The organism is Vagococcus silagei (genome assembly GCF_004795745.1).
GTDB classification, from domain to species: Bacteria; Bacillota; Bacilli; order Lactobacillales; family Vagococcaceae; genus Vagococcus; species Vagococcus silagei.
The window spans coordinates 67,030-86,484 of sequence record NZ_SDGV01000001.1 but is presented as its reverse complement, the minus strand read 5'-3'; the positions used below and the strand labels follow the sequence as shown (position 1 = coordinate 86,484).

Below are 19,455 nucleotides of genomic sequence, written 5' to 3'. Positions count from 1 at the left end.
TCACCTTATGAATGGGATTCAGCTGGCAGGGATTCGGCACTAAGTCAATCACGGAAATAAACTAAAAACCAGTTTTTTTCCGCGCTCGCCTTATTGATCGCTCCAAAGCGCACAGAAAATCACCTTATGCTAAATACGCGAATACTTCTTTTTCGTCATACAAGTGTAGCATTTTGCCGAAGACGAATCTTGATAGTAGGGCTGCGGCGATTGGGACTGCGAACCATACGATTAGGGCTGTGATGATGTTGATGCTTGCGTCACCCATGTCCATTGATTTAAGTGGGCCAACTAATCCTACTAAACCGAATCCAGCTGATTGAGCTGTACCAGAAACTTTAAGTAAAGCAACTGGGATTGAAGAAATAATTGCTGTTGTTAGTGTTGGTAATAAAATGATTGGGTATCTAAATAAGTTAGGCATCATCATTTTCATTGCACCAGCAGCGATTGCAATTGTAATTCCTGATTTGTTAGTTTTCCAAGAGTGGACAACTAAAACGATTGTCGTTGCGGCAACACCCATAGCAGCTGCACCGGCAGAAACACCGTTTAATTGAATCGCTAAACCAATCGCAACTGTTGAGATTGGTGAAATAATCAATACTGCGAAGAAACTAGCAATCAACGCACTCATTAAAAGTGGTTGTAAGTTTGTAAATGAGTTGATCATGTTACCAATTGCAGTAGTGATATATGAAATATAAGGTAAGATAACTAAACCGATTAAACCACTACCAGCACCAATTAAGATTGGTGATAAGACAATTTTAACTGAACCAAGTTTGTTACCAATTAAATAAGTTAAGATAATAGCTAAACTTGCTGTAATCATTGTATTAATTAAATCACCAGTACCGGCTGAAATTAACATACCAGGAGCTTTAGTCACTGGATTGATGACTTCTGGGTTGAATTTTGTAACGCCAGAACCAACATAAGCAGCACCTGCGACAATTGCCATGTCAAGTGGCGCAAAGCCGAATTGTAAAGCAATTAATGCACCAATTAAAAGTGGTGTTGCAACTTGGAAAATGACAACGACGTGTGTGATAAATAGTGCAGCAGGGTTATCTCCAAATAATCCTAAAATTGCGGCTAAAACAGCGTTTGGAATTAAACCAACAATAATACCAGTTGCTGTACCAGCTAAGACTTTGTTAAAAAACTCTTTTGGGCTTACTTTTTCATACATTTCCGTTTTCCTCCTAATATGGGGTCTATTGTGCGCCTAAGATTCCTTCTTTAGCGTGAACCAATGCAGTTAAGAAATCACAGTAAGGTGTGTCGATACCTTGAACGTCACCTTTACGGCTAACAGCACCATTGATGTAGTCGATTTCAGTTAAACGATTATTTTTAATTAAATCTTGATGCATTGATGGGTGGTGTAAACCAACGCCATTTGGATCAAAAGTTGTTGCTACATGATTAAAGACTTCTTCTTCATCTAATTCAACGTGTTCAGTTTTTGCAACAATTGCAAATTCATGAATAATAGTACGAATCATTTTTTCTGAGACAGGTTGTGCACCAAGATCTGCAATATTACAGTCTAAGATGGTACATAAACCATTTAGTGTACCGTTCACACAAGCTTTACGCCAGATTGAATGTTTCACGTTAGTACTATAAACAGCGTTTAAGCCAGCTTCAGTAAAGATGTCAGTTACTTTTCTTGCGAATGCTTCTCCGGCAGGCTCAATGTTTTCTAATTCAACCTCACCAGTTCCAAATAATTTCGCGCGTCCAGGGCCTTCTAAACCAGCTGTCCACATTGTAATACCTAAAAGAATATTTTCTTTTTTAACATATTTTGCTAAGACATCTTCGTGTCCTAAACCGTTTAATAAACAAATAACATGTGTGTCTTCGTTAATTAATGATTGGATATCATTGAACATTGCATCTAATTGGTTTGCTTTTGTCAAAGCAATAATTAAATCAACCTCTTGATCTAAACCCGCGATTTCTTCTGGAGCGTAGATTGGCATTTTTGCTGTAATCATTTCTCCATTTAAGTCTGCGATTAATCCATTTTCACGGATTGCTTCGATATGTGCTGGCCATTGATCGATTAAAGTGATCTCGTGACCTTGTTGATGTAGCATTAAACCAAAACGACTTCCCATAGCACCTGCGCCTGCAATTGCGATTTTCATATGTAAAACATCCTTTCTGATATGTTTGTGTTTTTGTTAACAAGGTAATTATATGATAATTTTCAGAAAAAAGAATTAAAATTTCATAATAATGTAAGAGTTTCAGAAAATCACATCACGAAAAGTAGAGAAAATAAGCAAAATATGACTAAAATTTTCTAATAAAACTATAATTAAAAGAGATATAATAAAAATAGAACAGTTCGCATTTTAATTGTTTTGCCATTTTTATCATTTTATTATAATAAATATCAATTGTGAATCATTGAGCAAGATGGCGAATAATCAGAATATTTGCTCATTTCAATTTTTTGTTAAATTAGGTAAAAAATACTGTTTTAATATTTTCTAATCTATTTTTAATGAATAGAAAAAAGTAGATATATTTCTACTTGACTTTTGTCCGTGGTCTCGTTATGATAGCAAATAACTATAATGCTATTAGCACAGTAGAAGCTAAGCCAATGAATACTAGAAAGTCGATGGTTGCTGAAAATCGAACAAGCTTAGTTATCGAATTACACTAATAGGTGGCATAAATTACATTTGAATAAATAAGATTTAAAGAAAACAGGATCTGTTTAAAAATAAGGTGGTACCGCGGAAGAAGTTCGCCCTTAACAAGCTAGTTAAGGGTGGACTTCTTTTTTATTTTAGGAGGACAAGAAGATGAATTTCAATTGTGGAGGTTTGATTCGTTATCGTACTATTTGTTGACATAAATAGAAAACAAATAGAGAGGAATCAAAAAAATGAAAAAGAAAATTAGTTTATTAGAATCGAGTATTGTATTGTTGTTAGTCGTGTTAGGGATTTCAGTCTGTGTGATTGGCTTAAAACTGTCGCCTAATATTGCTATTTTAGTGGCGATTAGTTTCGTTATTCTTTATGTTTTAATTCGTCGTCTGCCAATGCAAATGGTGAATGATGGAATTGAAAAAGGATTGTTGCCGGGATTAATACCAATTTTTATTTTCCTACTGGTGGGAGCGTTAATTTCTGTTTGGATTCAAGCGGGTATTATTCCAACTTTGATGGTCTATGGCTTTAATATTATTAGTGTAAAGTGGTTTGTGCCATCAGTTTTCTTAGTTTGTGCGATTATTGGTAGTGCGATTGGTAGTGCGTTTACTGTGATGTCGACAATTGGGATTGCCTTTTTTGGAATTGGGATTACTTTGGGTTTAAATCCTGCTCTAATAGTGGGTGCGATTGTATCAGGTTCAGTTTTTGGCGATAAAATGTCACCATTATCTGAATCAACCAACTTAGCGTCAGCAATAGTTGGTGCTGATCTTTTCAAACATATTAAACATATGATGTGGTCAACCTTACCTGCATTTGTGGTGTCGTTAATCGCTTTTGCAATTCTTGGTTTTAATACAAGTTCAACTGATTTAAATGAAATTAAAGTGGTAACAGATGTCTTACGAGAAAACTTTACGATTTCACCGTTATCATTATTACCAATTGTTTTTATGTTATTCTGTGCCTGGAAAAAAATTCCTGCGATTGTGACGATTTTTCTAAATGTTTTATTAGGCATGATAATGGTCATTATTCAAAAAGGTTTTTCAATTTTACCTGAATTAGCTAAGGTGGTTGAAAGTGGCTTTGTATCGAAAACAGGGAACGAACAAATTGATGCTTTACTTTCAAGAGGTGGGATTATGAGTATGCTCCCAACGGTTCTTTTGATTATTCTAACGCTTTCGCTTGGTGGCATGTTGATGGAAATTGGTTTGGTATCGACGGTCATTGAAGCAGTAGCCAAACGTCTATCATCAGAAAAACAATTAATTATGATGACTTTGTTTTCATGTATTGGTGTGAATTTATTTATTGGTGAACAATTTTTATCTGTCATTTTACCAGGAAATGCTTTTAAAGATGTTTACAAAAAAATGAATCTTGACCCGGTCGTCTTAAGTCGAACACTTGAAGATGGTGGAACGGTCATCAACTACTTGATTCCGTGGGGGATTGCTGGAAGTTTTGTTGCCAATACGTTCGGTGTTCCGACACTCGTGTACTTACCATTTGCCTTATTTAGTTTATTGTCGCCAGTCTTTTCATTGATTAGTGCGTTTACGGGTATTGGGGTATTAAAAATTAATGAAGAAGTGAAAGCTTAATCAATAGAAAATGCCGTTCAAACGAGGAAAAAAGTTTGAGCGGCGTTTATTATTTATTTAGGGATTACCGTAAATTCGGTGCATGATTTCTTGACCTGTTTTCGTTTTGGCTAAGCCACCTTCAGCTGTTTCTTTAAAGATTGATGGCATTTGTCGTCCAACTTGATGCATGGCTTCGACCACTTCATCTGGTGGAATGACACTCGTAATTCCAGCTAAAGCCATATCAGCAGAGATGAAGGCCTGGCTAGCACCTAATGCATTTCGTTTCACGCATGGCACTTCAACTAGTCCGGCAACAGGGTCGCAAATTAAACCCAACATATTTTTGAGAGTAATCGCTACGGCTTGAGCTGATTGTTCAGGTGTACCTCCCATTAATTCAACTAGTGCGGCACTTGCCATGGCACTAGCTGAACCAATTTCAGCTTGGCACCCGCCAGCAGCCCCACTAATTGAAGCACGATTGGCAATCACAAGACCGAAAGCACCTGCAGTGAAAAGGAAATCCAACTGTTGCGTTAGTGTTAGTTCTTTTTCTTTAATTAATGATGAAAGGACTCCTGCAACGACACCAGCACTACCAGCAGTTGGTGTGGCACAAATTAAGCCCATTTCTGCGTTGACTTCATTAACAGCAATTGCGTTTTGAACAGCAGTCAGAATTGTTTTACCACTTAAAAATTTTTCTTCATCTATATAACTTTTCATCTTGGTCGCGTCACCACCGGTTAGACCAGTGACCGATGTCACTCCCTCAACCCCTTTTTCAATGGATTGGAGCATCACAGCAAGGTTTTTTTGCATGTGTTCTAAAATAGCTTCTCTTGAATGTTGTGTCGTTTCGATTTCAGTTTGAATCATTACTTCACTAATCGAGCCGACTTTTTCAGCTTGGGCAACTAGTTCTTCAATTGTTTGAAACATTTTTTTCCTCCTATCCAAAAAAGCTAATGGAATGAATATGTTCGATTGATTCTAACGCGGAAATTAAACCTTCTACGCGGTCATCAACTTCAATAATCATCATTGCTTTTTCGCCTTTTGCTTCTCTAGTAACAGTCATGGTACTGATATTGATTTCTTTTTCATAGAGTAGTTTTGTGACATTTGCGATAACGCCAGGTTTGTCTTGGTGAACAGTTAAATAAGTAGGGGTTGAAAGGTCCAAATTAATTTTAAAGCCATTTAATTCGGAAATTTGAATGGCTCCCCCACCAATTGAAATACCGGTACAAGATAAAGTCCGACCATTTCCTTTTAAAACCAATTTAACTAAGTTTGGATGATCTGCAGAATCATTTTTGGGAATAAAAGCCACTTGCATTCCTGCTTCGTGCGCAATTTTGAGAGAATCTGCGATGCGGTCATCATCGGGTTCCATCCCTAAGAGCCCACCAACTAATGCAATGTCAGTGCCGTGTCCTCGATAAGTTTTTGCGAAAGACTCGTAAAGATAGAGATCAACTTCTTCTGGTTGTTCACCGAAAATACTACGAACAACTTTTCCAATTCGGGCAGCTCCGGCTGTGTGAGAGCTACTCGGTCCAATCATAACAGGACCAATAATATCAAAAACGCTTTTGTACTGAGCCATTGGATAGATCCTCCTTAAAATGTTTTTTGTACCGTCATTTTAGCATAGAAAGAAATTTAGCGGGATAAAAAGATCGCATTCTAAGAAATTTTTTTAATTCTTTAATGAAGCGCTACCATTTATTAGAAAAATTAAAACTATGATAAAATAAAGAAGTAAATAATTCGTATATTATAAATAAGGACGTTTGGATATGAAAGCAGAAATTATAGCAGTTGGAACAGAAATATTATTAGGGCAAATTGTAAATACCAATGCAACCACTTTATCCGAGGAATTAGCTGATTTGGGTATTGATGTTTATTATCATACGGCAGTCGGTGACAATCATGACCGGATCATTGGAAGTTTAGAACAAGCACAGAAAAGGAGTGATTTGATTATTCTTTGTGGTGGACTTGGGCCGACAGAGGATGACTTAACAAAACAAACAGTAGCAGATTTTTTAGGTGAACAATTAATTTATGATCAAAAGGCACTCGCAAAAGTAGAGAGTTTCTTTGAAGTATCAAAGCGTAAAATGACAGAAAATAATCGCCAACAAGCGCATATCATTGAACATGGACAGCCAATTTACAATCCTGTTGGTTTGGCATGCGGATGTTTGTATCAAGATGGCCGACAGTATTATCTTCTTTTACCAGGTCCACCAACAGAACTTAAAGGGATGTTAAAAGAAGAAGTTGCGCCACTATTTAGTAAACTATTTCCGCAAGAACATCAACTTGTGTCGCGTTATCTTCATTATATTGGAATTGGAGAATCAAAATTAGACACTGTGTTAGCAGATATTCTTCATGAGCAAACGAATCCGACGGTCGCCCCGTATGCGAAATCCAATGAGGTCATGCTTCGACTTACAGCCAGTGGTGCGAGTAAAAATGAATGTGCGTTACTTTTAGATGAATTGGAAGAAAAAATTCAAACGCTGGTTGGTGAATATTTCTATGCTTACGGGAAGGATGCAACGCTTGAAGAAGTAGTCGTTCAAAAACTATTGGCTGAACGTCAGACAGTGGCAGTCATTGAGGGTGCATCTGGGGGTGAATGTCAGAGACGTTTAAGTCGGATCCCTAATTTTGAAGCAGTAAGTGCTGGTGGGATGACAGTACCCAATAAATTGAGTAAAGAATGCGGTTTAGGCTTATCATCTGAGCAGATTCAATTTGATGGAGAGATATCTTTAGAAACAACAATTAAAATGGCTCAAGCAGGTCAAAGGCTTTTTGGAGCTGATTATACCGTAGCAATAACGTGTGTGGCTGGTCCAGAATCAATCGAAACCCAAGTTCCAGGTACGATCATCCTAGCTTTACTCACACCAAACGGACTAAAAACCCAAGAGATGATTATCAGCCGCGACCGTACCTACATCAAAGACGGTGCCGTTAAATACGCCCTAGAGCTACTAAGAGTGAATATTTGAGCGCTTTGCTCTGAGTAACTGGAACACTATCATATTAAGTCGGTTTGTGACTTAAAATGATAGTGTGAAGTTACCGAAGATCAGCTCAAAAAGTTCCATACTACAAAGAGTGAACTTATGAGCGTTATAGTTTGAGTAACCAAAGTACTTTGTGATAAATTAAAGAAATGAAATAAATATTAATTCAGAAAACCTAATCAATCAATCTTTTTAGAAGTGTTTACAAAAATTACAAAATAAGCGAATATTTGTTCGTGTTTTTCTTGCAATTTTAAATTAAAGCAAGTATTATAGTTAACGAGAGAGAAAATAAGGGAGGCTACAAAGATGTCTGATAGTCGTAAAGTAGCGTTAGATGCTGCATTAAAGAAAATAGAAAAAGATTTTGGTAAAGGTTCAATTATGAAACTAGGTGAGAAAGTTGATACACAAATTTCAACGATTTCATCAGGTTCACTTGCACTGGATTCAGCTTTAGGTGTTGGTGGTTATCCACGCGGAAGAATTATTGAAGTATATGGACCTGAAAGTTCAGGTAAAACAACAGTAGCTTTACACGCGATTGCGGCAGTTCAAAAAGAAGGCGGAATTGCTGCTTTTATCGATGCTGAACATGCTTTAGATCCAAAATATGCAGCTGCATTAGGTGTAAATATTGATGAACTATTATTATCTCAACCAGATACAGGAGAACAAGGATTAAGTATCGCTGAAGCTCTTGTTTCCAGTGGTGCGATTGATATTGTTGTCATTGACTCGGTAGCGGCCTTAGTCCCTCGTGCCGAAATCGATGGTGAAATGGGTGATTCCCACGTCGGTCTACAAGCACGTTTGATGTCACAAGCATTACGTAAATTATCGGGAATGATTAATAAAACTAAAACGATTGCTCTTTTCATTAACCAAATTCGTGAAAAAGTCGGTGTTATGTTTGGTAATCCTGAAACAACACCTGGTGGACGTGCCTTGAAATTCTACGCGACAATTCGTTTAGAAGTACGTCGTGCTGAGCAATTAAAAATTGGCACTGATATCATCGGTAACCGTACTAAAATTAAAGTAGTTAAAAATAAAGTTGCCCCACCATTTAAAGTAGCAGAAGTGGATATCATGTACGGCCAAGGTATATCTCAAGAGGGTGAACTCTTAGATATGGCAGCCGAGAAAGATATCGTGAATAAGAGTGGTGCTTGGTACTCTTATAATGAAGAACGAATCGGTCAAGGACGTGAAAACGTTAAGAAATATCTGCTTGAACATCCAGAAATGATGGCTGATATCTATAATAAAGTTCGTGTGGCTTATGAAATTGATGGCGTTGAAGAAGAAGTTGTCGAAGAAGCGAAAGAAGTTGCAGCAGATAAAAAAACAAAAAAAGCAGATAAAAAGGGATCAGAGACAGAACTTCCGTTAGAATTAGAAGAATAAAATTATCACTCATGATGAGCAGTTATTTAGTAATAACTGCTCGTTTTTTGTAAATATTTGATAAGTGAATAACAATTGTGTATTTTTATGCAATCAAAAGGTGATTATTGAGTTGACACACCTTTAGACAACTATTAGAATATTAAGTGTATAGTTTAATTTTAACTCATACGATTTTTAGTGTGATTTTGTTTTATACTTATCTCTATTTTTCGACAAATAGAGGTAAAGGATAGTATGGAGGTGTTTTATTTGGGTATATCAGTATTGATACTCGTTACCATGACTATCATCGTATTAATTGTAGGTCTAGCAGTGGGCTTTTTTATGGCGAAATCCCGACATGAGAAATCATTGGATGTTGCGAACGCATCGGCAAGTGGGATACTAGAACAAGCTAAAAAAGAGGCTGAAACTCTCAAAAAAGAGTATTTGTTAGAAGCTAAAGAAGAGAATCAAAAATATCGATTAGACATTGAAAGTGAGCTGAAGGAAGAAAGGGTAGAACTTAAAAACCAAGAAAACCGTTTGTTGCAAAGAGAAAGTAATCTTGACCGTAAAGATGACTCTTTAGACAAAAAAGAACGCTCTCTGGAAGAGAAAGAAGAAAAAATTGATTCTAAGAAGCAATTGATTGATGAGCGAGAAAAAGAAGTAGAAGAATTGATTGGAGAGCAACAAGTTAAATTAGAAAACATTGCTCAATTAACGCAAAACGAAGCGGAAGTCATTATTATGGCTGAAACGGAGAAAGAATTGGTTCACGAACGAGCGGTATTGGTAAAAGAAAGCAATCAACGAGCTAAGGAAGAAATTGATCGTAAAGCGAAAAACATGTTATCATTAGCGATACAGCGTTGCGCAGCCGATCAAGTTTCAGAATTAACTGTCACAGTCGTTAGTTTACCTAACGATGATATGAAAGGACGAATTATTGGTCGTGAGGGCCGAAACATTCGTACTCTTGAAACGTTAACAGGGATTGATTTAATTATTGATGATACGCCAGAAGCGGTTGTATTATCAGGCTTTGATCCAATACGTCGAGAAATTGCTCGTATGACACTTGAAAAATTGATTCAGGATGGTCGGATTCATCCGGCTCGTATTGAAGAAATGGTTGAAAAATCTAAAAAAGAAATGGATGAAAGAATTCGTGAGTATGGTGAAAATGCTGCCTTTGAAGTTGGCATCCACTCATTGCATCCTGATTTAATTAAGATTTTAGGTCGTATGCGATTCCGTACAAGTTATGGCCAAAATGTGTTAAACCACTCGATTGAAGTGGCTAAGTTATCTGGTGTTCTAGCAGAAGAACTTGGTGAAGATCCAACATTGGCAAGAAGAGCAGGCTTGCTTCATGATATAGGTAAAGCTTTAGATCATGAAGTAGATGGTTCACACGTTGAGATTGGGACTGAGCTTGTAACGAAATACAAAGAAAACGAAGTCGTAATTAATGCAGTTGCTAGTCATCATGGTGACGTCGAAGCAACTTCAGTGATTTCAGTATTAGTTGCAGCAGCTGACGCGTTATCAGCCGCTCGCCCGGGCGCTCGAAGTGAGTCACTCGAAAATTATATTAAACGATTAGAACGATTAGAAACAATTGCTAATGATTTTCCTGGTGTGGATACAAGTTACGCGATTCAAGCAGGTCGCGAGATTCGAGTTCTTGTTAAACCGGAAGAAGTTTCAGATGATGAAGCAACATTATTAGTAAGAGATGTTAGAAAACGTATCGAAGACGAACTTGAATATCCTGGTCACATTAAAGTGACGGTAGTCAGAGAAGTTCGAGCAGTCGATTACGCGAAATAATCAGAAACTTCTCAAAATAAGGGAGACCTTGTTTTGAGAAGTTTTTTTTGTTCATCTTGTGTTCATATAACTTGCTTATAGTGGTAATATCAAAGAAAGATAAGGTGATATTATGATTCAAATGAAAGAAAACCCAAATTTAACAAAAATTGATAAAACTCAGCCTGGATTAAAAGACCTGTTTCGTTTAACCCAACCGAAGAAGAGTTGGCTTGCTATCTCAATTGTTGCGAGCATCCTTTCATCACTAGTTGGTTTAGCGGTTCCAATGTTAATTCAAAAGATGGTCGATAAATCGTTTGCTGGTATATCGCTACAACAAGGTATTTGGGTTGTAGCTCTTTTCGTGGGTCAAGCATTACTGACATGTTTAACCATTTATTTTTTAGCCTATACAGGGCATTTTATGGTTAAAAAAATCCGTGAAAAACTAGCACATCAAAGTATTTATTTTCCGATTCCTTATTTTCAAATCGAGCGTCCAGGAGAACTAGTCAGTCGAACAATTAATGATACAAATTTGATTAAAGATTTTGTGAGTGATAATATTCCAACTTTTATCTCTGGAATTGTGACTTTAATTTGTGCAGTTTTTATTTTATTTTATATGGATTGGAAAATGACTTTGATTATTTTCTTAGCAATACCTATTGCAGCAGTGGTTATCGTTCCGCTAGGTAAGAAAATTTTTGGAATTTCAAAAGAGACACAAGAACAAACTGCTAAGTTCTCAGCGGATTTTGGTCAAGTGTTAACAGCTTCGCCACTTGTAAAAGCATCAAATGGTGAAGAAAAAGTGGAAGCAGAGATGAATGATGGAATCAATAATCTTTTTGAATATGGTAAAAAGGAAGCAAAGGTTATTGCGACTTTAAATCCAATTATTTCTGTTGTTGTGATGGGGATTATAATGGGGATTGTGGCGTATGGTGGATACCGCGTGTCACAAGGTACATTGTCTGCCGGAACACTCATTGCGTTCATACTTTATTTGTTTCAAGTGATTACACCGATTGTTGCTTTTGGTACTTTCTTTACGTCACTTCAAAAAGTAAAAGGAGCAACTGAAAGAATTATGACACTTTTAGATGAACCGATTGAAGATTTGAAATCAGGAGAGGCAGTTTTAAATACGAAAGGGATGCTAACTTTTGAAAGCATTAATTTTAGCTATTCGGATGATCAACCTTTGTTGGTGGATATTAATTTTACAGCTGACCCTGGCCAGACGGTAGCTTTTGTTGGACCGAGTGGTAGTGGTAAGAGTACCCTGTTCTCATTGATTGAGTCATTTCATCAACCGCAAGCAGGAGTGATTCGATATGGGACTCAAGATATTGCGGATCTATCATTACAAGAATGGCGTCGCAAAATTGGCTATGTACAACAAGAAAGTATGATGCTTTCTGGCACAATTCGCGATAATCTAACTTTTGGCTTAGCTCATGATATTTCAGAAGCTGAATTAGATCGTGTGATGTCTCTTGCTTGTGGTAAGGAAATTATTGATCGTTTACCAGAGCGTTACGAATCACTAGTAGGAGAGCGTGGTTCACTACTATCTGGTGGGGAACGTCAAAGAATCGCAATTGCCAGAGCATTTCTACGCAATCCGGATGTATTATTACTTGACGAGGCAACAGCAAGCTTAGATAGTCATTCTGAAAAAGTTGTTCAAGAAGGTTTACAAAACTTGATGGTCAATCGAACGACTTTAATTATTGCCCACAGATTATCTACAGTTGTGGAAGCCGATAAAATAATTTTCTTAGAACATGGTAAAATTACTGGTGTAGGAACACATCAAGAATTATTGAAAACTCATGAGTTGTATCGTGAATTTTCAGCTCAGCAATTAACTAACTAGAAGAGGTGGCTATATGAATCGGGTATTGTTGGTTGACGATGATTTGAAAATATTAGAATTTATGACGATTGCTTTAGAGCAAGAGCATTTTGAAGTTTATCAAAGCACTAATGGAGTGGAAGCTTTAGCGTTACTTGAAAAAACGGTGGTAGACATTGCTGTTGTTGATGTGATGATGCCTGAGATGGATGGTTTTGAGTTAACCGAAAGAATAAAAACTTTTTTAGATATTCCAGTTTTATTTTTAACTGCTAAAGGAGAATTACAAGATAAACTGAAAGGTTTTAAATTAGGAGCAGATGATTATATTGTGAAACCTTTTCTGATTGAAGAACTTGTCATTCGAATTCAGACGTTACTTAAACGATATCGCTTAAATCAACAATTAACGATAACTGTAGGCCGAGTGACTCTTTTGAGTGAAGAGCAAATAGTTAAATGTGACACGAAAATTTTAGACTTACCACCAAAAGAATTTCAACTACTTAATTACCTTGCCAACCATCAAGGTAAGGTCTTAACGCGAGAAGAATTGATTACCAAAATCTGGGGCTATGACTATGAAGGTGATGAACGAACAGTTGATGTACATATAAAACGTCTTCGTGAACGACTACCGAAAGAAATGTCTCAAATCGAAATTAAAACGATTCGAGGAGTGGGTTATCGTTTAGGTGAAATTTTATGAAGCGGAAAGTAATTAGGATAGGGATTCATATTGCGACATTTATTTTAGCGATTAGTTGCTTTCTTTTCTCATATTGGCTGGTTCACTTTTTGTTAAATAGTTTTAATCTCGAATTGAACTGGTGGCTATCGCAAACGTTAGTGACAATTGTGGGATTTGTTGCCACCTCATTAATTGGGCGATTATTTGTGAACGAGAAGACACTTTTTGTGACAATGAAACGGATGCTAAAAGAAATGAGTCAGGGAAATTTTGATAGTAAAACAGATGATATGGGACGTTTTTTCCGCTATGTGGATGATGATTGGGATGATTTTTTGAAACAACTCAATCAAACATCGCAACGTTTAAAAGAAATGGAAACATTGAAGCAACGCTTCATATCCGATGTGTCACATGAAATTCGTTCTCCGTTAACATCAATCATTGGTTTTACTCAATTAGCAAAAAAAGAGGATGAAGATAGTGATAAGCGTCATTATTATTTAGACAACATTCAACAGGAGTCGCTGCGGCTTTCACAGATGAGTGACAGTTTACTCCGTTTAGCTACCTTAGAGGAAGAACGTGTTCTAGACCGTAAAATATTTGCGGTAGACACTCAAATTGAGCATGTTCTAAGTGTTTTTGATGTGCAACTTAAAGAGAATGACATAATATTAGAAACTGTAATAACTCCTTGTAAATATGAGGGTGATGAACATTTAATGTATCAAGTTTGGCAAAATTTGATTGCAAATGCTATTCGTTTTAGTGAAGCAGGTTCGACATTAAGCCTTGTAATGACAACGGATGAAGGATTATGGTCGGTTGAAGTTTGTGATACTGGTAAAGGTATGACGCCTGAACAGGTTAACCGGATTTTTGAACGTTTTTATAAAGCAGATGAATCACGAACATCTTCTACTGGTGGTAGCGGTTTAGGCTTATCTATTGTGGCTAAAATTATTGAATGCCATCGTGATTTAACAATTTCGGTTGAAAGCGAAGAATATCGCGGAACCTGTTTTAAAGTGACAGGGCCACTGTCATAAGTGACAATACAGATTTCGAACTCTCTGCTATACTAAAAAGAAAACGAAAAAAGGAAGCAACAGCTATGAGTTTATATTTAGAAATTCCAGAATGGCCCTTACCATTTCCGTTCCGTGCCTTTGAAAATGTTGGCGAAATTATTGTACCACCACATTGGCATAAAGAAATTGAGATGATCTATGTTACTAAGGGATCTGTTAACATTGGTTATAATGAACAAATTATTCAAGTTCATGAAGGTGAAGTCTTTGTTTTTGGAAGTGGCGAGTCACATTATTTTGTAGCGTCACCTGGTAGTAATCGCGTTGTTTTTCAATTTGATTTGAATCTTTTTCAAGATACAATTGCTAAAGAAAAAAGCAATCGAGAATGGGTCAATTTATTTGAGCGTGCTGAAAATCACAGTGTTCATTGGCCTGTAGAGGTGAAACAAAAAGTGATTGCCTGTTTGGAACACTTATTTTACGAGATGGAACAGTTGGAAGTTGGTTATGAATATGCGATTAAAAGTCAACTTTTAAACTTATTAACCTTGTACTATCGCGAAATCCCTCGAAAACCAGCCGTTTTTAAGACGCAAAATTTTGCAGAAGCACTCAATAATCAAGAGACATTAGAACGCTTGAATACAATTTTTATGTATATTGAAAATCACTATGAGGAAGTTATCTCGTTAGATGAAATTGCGACAGTAACAGGATTTAGTCCTTCATATTTTGCGCGTTTCTTTAAGAAGAATACGGGTCAAACCTTTATGCAGTTTTTAACAGACTATCGCATTAATCAAGCAAAATACATTTTGTCACACGAAGAATTACCCATGATTGAAGTTGCTGAACGAGCAGGTTTTAATAGTGTTAAGACTTTTCATCATGTGTTTAAGGAACAAGTTGGTATCTCACCATTAAAATTTCAAAAGTCAATATTCAGGAATAATTAGACTGAAAACAAGGAAGAAACCCTTATCAATGTTTTGTAGAATGAAGCTAACAAAACAAGTGATGGGGGTTTTTTTATGACTTTAAAAATTGGAATTATTGGCTGTGGTGGGATTGCAACTAACAAACATATGCCAGCTTTAAAACAAATTGATACAGTTGAAATGGTGGCTTTTTGTGATTTGATTGTAGATCGTGCCGAAGAGGCCAAGGAAAATTTTGGAACAAGTGAGTCTGAAATTTATACTGATTATCGCGAGTTAATCGCGCGTGAAGATTTAGATTTAATTCATGTGTGTACGCCAAACAGCTCACATGCGGAGATTTCAATCGCTGGTATGGAAGCAGGTAAGCATGTGATGTGTGAAAAACCAATGGCCAAAACAAGTGACGAAGCGAGATTGATGTTAGAGGCTGCGAAGCGAACTGGAAAAAAGTTAACAATCGGCTATCAAAATCGTTTTCGTACCGATTCAGATTATCTTCACGCGATTTGTTCTGAAGGTGAACTAGGCGATATTTATCTCGGTAAAGCACATGCGATTCGTCGACGTGCCGTGCCAACTTGGGGCGTTTTCTTAGATGAAGAAGCGCAAGGTGGCGGACCTTTAATTGATATTGGGACACATGCATTAGATTTAACATTATGGATGATGAACAACTATAAACCTAAATATGTTGTCGGCAATACATATCATAAATTAGGTCAAATGAAAGATGCTGCCAATGCGTGGGGACCTTGGGATCCGGAAAAATTTACAGTTGAAGATTCAGCTTTTGGTTTTATTACAATGGAGAATGGAGCTACGATTACTTTGGAAGCAAGCTGGGCTTTGAATTCTCGTGAGATTGGTGAAGCGATGACTACTTTATCGGGTACAAAAGGTGGTGCTGATATGCGTGATGGTGGTTTAACCATTAATGGGGAAGATCATGGTTTGCTTTATGAACGTAAGATTGAACTAGAAACAGGTGGTGTTGATTTTTACGATGGCGAAGGCTCAGATCCTGCGCTAACAGAGGCGAAATCATGGATTAATGCCATTGTGACTGATACGGATCCAGTTGTTAAACCAGAAGAAGCTTTAGTTGTGACTGAGATTTTAGAAGCAATTTACAAGTCTGCAGAAACTGGACAACCAGTCTATTTTGATTAATAAGGAGCAAAAAAATGTTAAATGTTACTGTATGGAATGAATATCGTCATGAATTGTCGGATGAGAAAGTAAAAAATGTCTATCCTAAGGGGATTCATGAACAATTGAAATCATTTTTACAAGAGGATTTCGCTGTGCACACGGCAACTCTTGATGCACCTGAACATGGCTTGAACGAAGCTGTCTTAAAAGAGACCGATGTTTTAATTTGGTGGGGGCATATGGCTCATGATGAAGTCGAAGATAAAATTGTTGCGCGTGTGCACCAACGTGTTTTACAGGGCATGGGATTAGTCGTGCTACATTCAGCGCACATGTCAAAAATTTTTATGAAATTAATGGGAACAAGTTGTGATTTGAAATGGCGTGAAGCGGATGAAAAATGTCGACTTTGGAATATTAATCCGAGTCATCCGATTGTTGAAGGCGTTGGTGAATATATTGAATTAGAGCAAGAAGAGATGTATGGTGAACATTTTGATATTCCAGCACCAGATGAACTTATCTTTATTAATTGGTATCAAGGTGGCGAAGTTTTTCGTGGTGGTTGTACATATCGACGTGGCAACGGGAAAATTTTTTATTTCCAACCGGGTCACGAATCTTATCCAACCTACTATCATCCAGAAATTCAGCGTGTGATAAAAAATGCAGTGAAATGGTGTGCCCCAACTTCAAATCAATATCCAAACTATGGTCATCAAGAACCTTTGGAAAATATCAAGTAAATGTAAGGAGCGATTAATTATGAAACTAGGTGTTTTTACCCCTTTATATAATCAATATAATTTTGATGAAATGATTACAAAAGTTGCTGAAAAAGGACTCGATATGGTCGAAATTGGTACTGGAGGTTCTCCAGGTAACGCCCATTGTGACGTTGACCAGTTATTAGCGAGTTCTGACGCAAGACAAGAATATCAGGCAAAACTTCGTGACAAAGGTTTAGAAATTAGTGCTTTTAGTGCGCATCATAATCCAATTTCACCGAAAGCGGACGAGGCCAAAGAAGCGAATGAATTATTGCGTAAGACAATTAAGCTGGCTTCTTTAATGAATGTGCCTGTTGTAAATGGCTTTTCTGGTGTTGCGGGAGGCAATGCGACAGACACGAGTGTCAACTGGCCGGTGTTACCTTGGCCGACTGATTATACAGATATTTACAATTATCAATGGGAAGAAAAATTGATTCCTTACTGGAAAGAGATCAATCAAGAATGTGAAACTGCCGGTGTTAAAATTGGGATTGAATTACATGGTGGTTTCTTAGCGCACACGCCATATACGATGTTGAAATTACGGGATGGTGCGGGTAAGAATATTGGTTGTAATTTAGATCCGTCTCATTTGTGGTGGCAAGGTATTGACCCAGTTGGTGCGATAAAAATACTAGGTCGTGAACAAGCGATTCATCATTTCCATGCAAAAGACACCTATTTAGATCAAGAAAATATTAATATGTATGGCTTAACTGATATGCAACCTTATAGTAATGTGCAAACACGTTCATGGACATTCCGTTCCGTTGGGATGGGACATAGTTTAACTGAATGGTCTAACATTATTAGTGCCTTGAGACTCTACAACTATGATTATGTTTTAAGTATCGAACATGAAGATCCATTGATGTCAATTGAAGAAGGTTTTGGTCGTGCAGTCACAAATCTTAGATCATTAATGATTCACGAAACGCCAAGCGAGATGTGGTGGGCATAATTTGTTGAAAGGGGAAGAAAAAATGAACTTAATTAAGATGGTTGTCATTGGATTTGGTGGTATGGGAAGCTACCATGCGCGTGATTTAATTGCAGCAGAAGCAGGTGCTGAAGTTTTTGGTGTGTATGATATTGACCCAGTCAAAAACAAACAAGCAGCAAGTGAGGGGTTCTTTGTTTTTGACACACTAGAAGCAGTTCTGAATCACCCTGAGGTTGAGGCTGTTTTAATTGCAACACCAAATGATTCACATCAAGAATTGTCTTTGGCGGCATTAAATGCAGGTAAACATGTCATGTGTGAAAAACCAGCAATGATGTCAAGTCTAGAGTTAGAAGAAGTATTGAGTGTTGCGTCAGAGAAAGAGCTAACGTTTATGGTGCATCAAAATCGTCGTTGGGATGATGATTTTTTAATCATTCGCAATTTGTATCAAACGCGCGAAATTGGGGAGCTTTTTCAAATTGAATCACGAGTTCATGGCGCAAATGGCATCCCGGGTGATTGGCGCCATTTGAAAGAGCACGGTGGTGGTATGGTATTAGATTGGGGCGTGCATCTCTTAGATCAAATGTTGTTTATGATCGATTGTCCACTCCAATCAGTAATGGCTGATTTAAGCTATCGCTTGGGTGATCCGGTTGATGATGGCTTTATCGCGTATTTAGTGTTTGAAAATGGAGTGCGAGCAATTGTTGAAGTTGGTACTTCGAATTTTGTTAAGTTGCCAAGATGGTATGTTAAAGGTTTTGAAGGGACCGCTGTCATTAAAGATTGGGATTTGTCAGGTGAGATTGTTAAACAAACAGGACATGTCGCGCACAATGATCTCGTGCCAATCCAAGCAGGTCAAGGATTAACTAAAACCATGGCACCACCATCTGAAGAAGCAACAACCTGTTTACCATTACCAGAAGCAGTTGCTGATTTTGATTATATTTATGCCAATTTTGCTAAATGTATTCGCGAAGAGGCAGAGCCAATTGTAAAATCTGAGGAGGTGATGGCTATTTTAAGACTCATTGAAGCTATTTTTGAGTCTGCTAAAACACAACAAACAATTCATTTTTAGTGGAAGTTGTTTAAAAAGTGTGAACTGTCTGAAATAACTTAACTTTCGTCGATGCAGGCGACAAAGTTAAGTTATTTTTTTGGACTATTTTTTAGCAAAAATATGCTACAATGATAAAAACGAGAGAAGGCAGGTTTTGAGATGAGAGCGATATTAACCGTTTTAGGGGAAGACAAAATAGGTATTGTGGCAGGTGTGAGCCAAAAGTTACAAGAGTTAAATATTAATATTTTAGACATCACGCAAACTATTATGGAACAAAACTTTACGATGATGATGATGGTTGATTTGAGTGAAGCAACTGTTGATATTTCTGTTGCTCAAGCACGTTTTAATTTTCTAGCGTCAGAACTAGGAGTTGAAATTCGTTTACAACGTGAAGAACTATTTCAAGCAATGCATCAATTATAAAA

At 37.1% G+C, this 19,455-nt stretch carries 17 protein-coding genes; 13 read left to right on the top strand and 4 right to left on the bottom strand.

Going from position 1 to position 19,455, the window contains the following annotated elements:
- Positions 1-124: 124 nt before the first annotated feature.
- On the bottom strand, positions 125-1,195 hold the full coding sequence (locus ESZ54_RS00385) for a PTS sugar transporter subunit IIC (protein ID WP_136135693.1): 1,071 nt from the start codon (positions 1,193-1,195) through the stop codon (positions 125-127).
- A gap of 25 nt (positions 1,196-1,220) precedes the next feature.
- Positions 1,221-2,162 carry a 2-dehydropantoate 2-reductase gene (locus ESZ54_RS00380; protein ID WP_136135692.1) on the bottom strand — a complete coding sequence of 314 codons (942 nt, stop codon included), beginning with the start codon at positions 2,160-2,162 and terminating at the stop codon, positions 1,221-1,223.
- A gap of 752 nt (positions 2,163-2,914) precedes the next feature.
- Here ESZ54_RS00380 and nhaC point away from each other — a divergent pair.
- Complete coding sequence (nhaC, locus tag ESZ54_RS00375; RefSeq protein WP_136135691.1) at positions 2,915-4,297, top strand: Na+/H+ antiporter NhaC; 1,383 nt, start codon at positions 2,915-2,917, stop codon at positions 4,295-4,297.
- 57 nt (positions 4,298-4,354) lie between these two features.
- Here nhaC and sdaAA read toward each other — a convergent pair whose 3' ends face one another.
- Positions 4,355-5,224 (bottom strand): L-serine ammonia-lyase, iron-sulfur-dependent, subunit alpha, encoded by an 870-nt coding sequence (sdaAA, locus tag ESZ54_RS00370; RefSeq protein WP_136135690.1) that lies wholly within the window; start codon positions 5,222-5,224, stop codon positions 4,355-4,357.
- Between the two features lie 10 nt (positions 5,225-5,234).
- On the bottom strand, positions 5,235-5,894 hold the full coding sequence (gene sdaAB, locus ESZ54_RS00365; RefSeq protein ID WP_136135689.1) for an L-serine ammonia-lyase, iron-sulfur-dependent subunit beta: 660 nt from the start codon (positions 5,892-5,894) through the stop codon (positions 5,235-5,237).
- A 193-nt stretch (positions 5,895-6,087) separates the two neighbouring features.
- On the opposite strand from sdaAB, the gene ESZ54_RS00360 reads away from it, so the two are divergent.
- The 12 genes from ESZ54_RS00360 (at position 6,088) to ESZ54_RS00305 (ending at position 19,453) form a co-directional block, all read left to right on the top strand.
- On the top strand, positions 6,088-7,320 hold the full coding sequence (locus ESZ54_RS00360; RefSeq protein ID WP_136135688.1) for a competence/damage-inducible protein A: 1,233 nt from the start codon (positions 6,088-6,090) through the stop codon (positions 7,318-7,320).
- Between the two features lie 327 nt (positions 7,321-7,647).
- Positions 7,648-8,748, top strand: a complete 1,101-nt coding sequence (gene recA, locus ESZ54_RS00355) for a recombinase RecA (RefSeq protein ID WP_136135687.1) — start codon at positions 7,648-7,650, stop codon at positions 8,746-8,748.
- Positions 8,749-9,030: 282 nt separating this feature from the next.
- Positions 9,031-10,569: a ribonuclease Y gene (rny, locus tag ESZ54_RS00350; protein ID WP_420824347.1), complete on the top strand. Its 1,539-nt coding sequence runs from the start codon at positions 9,031-9,033 to the stop codon at positions 10,567-10,569.
- Positions 10,570-10,681: 112 nt separating this feature from the next.
- Positions 10,682-12,436 (top strand): ABC transporter ATP-binding protein, encoded by a 1,755-nt coding sequence (locus tag ESZ54_RS00345; protein ID WP_136135685.1) that lies wholly within the window; start codon positions 10,682-10,684, stop codon positions 12,434-12,436.
- 13 nt (positions 12,437-12,449) lie between these two features.
- Positions 12,450-13,124, top strand: a complete 675-nt coding sequence (locus ESZ54_RS00340; protein WP_136135684.1) for a response regulator transcription factor — start codon at positions 12,450-12,452, stop codon at positions 13,122-13,124.
- Positions 13,121-14,158, top strand: a complete 1,038-nt coding sequence (locus tag ESZ54_RS00335) for a sensor histidine kinase (RefSeq protein ID WP_136135683.1) — start codon at positions 13,121-13,123, stop codon at positions 14,156-14,158. The genes ESZ54_RS00340 and ESZ54_RS00335 overlap by 4 nt, the downstream gene beginning before the upstream one ends.
- Before the next feature lie 65 nt (positions 14,159-14,223).
- Complete coding sequence (locus ESZ54_RS00330) at positions 14,224-15,099, top strand: helix-turn-helix transcriptional regulator (protein WP_136135682.1); 876 nt, start codon at positions 14,224-14,226, stop codon at positions 15,097-15,099.
- 75 nt (positions 15,100-15,174) lie between these two features.
- Positions 15,175-16,254, top strand: a complete 1,080-nt coding sequence (locus tag ESZ54_RS00325; protein WP_136135681.1) for a Gfo/Idh/MocA family protein — start codon at positions 15,175-15,177, stop codon at positions 16,252-16,254.
- Positions 16,255-16,268: 14 nt separating this feature from the next.
- Entirely contained in the window at positions 16,269-16,982 is a 714-nt protein-coding gene (locus tag ESZ54_RS00320) for a ThuA domain-containing protein (RefSeq protein WP_136135680.1), read from the top strand.
- Positions 16,983-17,001: 19 nt separating this feature from the next.
- Positions 17,002-17,970: a sugar phosphate isomerase/epimerase family protein gene (locus tag ESZ54_RS00315; protein ID WP_136135679.1), complete on the top strand. Its 969-nt coding sequence runs from the start codon at positions 17,002-17,004 to the stop codon at positions 17,968-17,970.
- A 22-nt stretch (positions 17,971-17,992) separates the two neighbouring features.
- Positions 17,993-19,042 carry a Gfo/Idh/MocA family protein gene (locus ESZ54_RS00310; protein ID WP_136135678.1) on the top strand — a complete coding sequence of 350 codons (1,050 nt, stop codon included), beginning with the start codon at positions 17,993-17,995 and terminating at the stop codon, positions 19,040-19,042.
- 141 nt (positions 19,043-19,183) lie between these two features.
- The gene (locus ESZ54_RS00305) at positions 19,184-19,453 is read left to right on the top strand and encodes an ACT domain-containing protein (protein WP_136135677.1); all 270 of its coding nucleotides are present in this window, start codon (positions 19,184-19,186) and stop codon (positions 19,451-19,453) included.
- Positions 19,454-19,455: the final 2 nt, after the last annotated feature.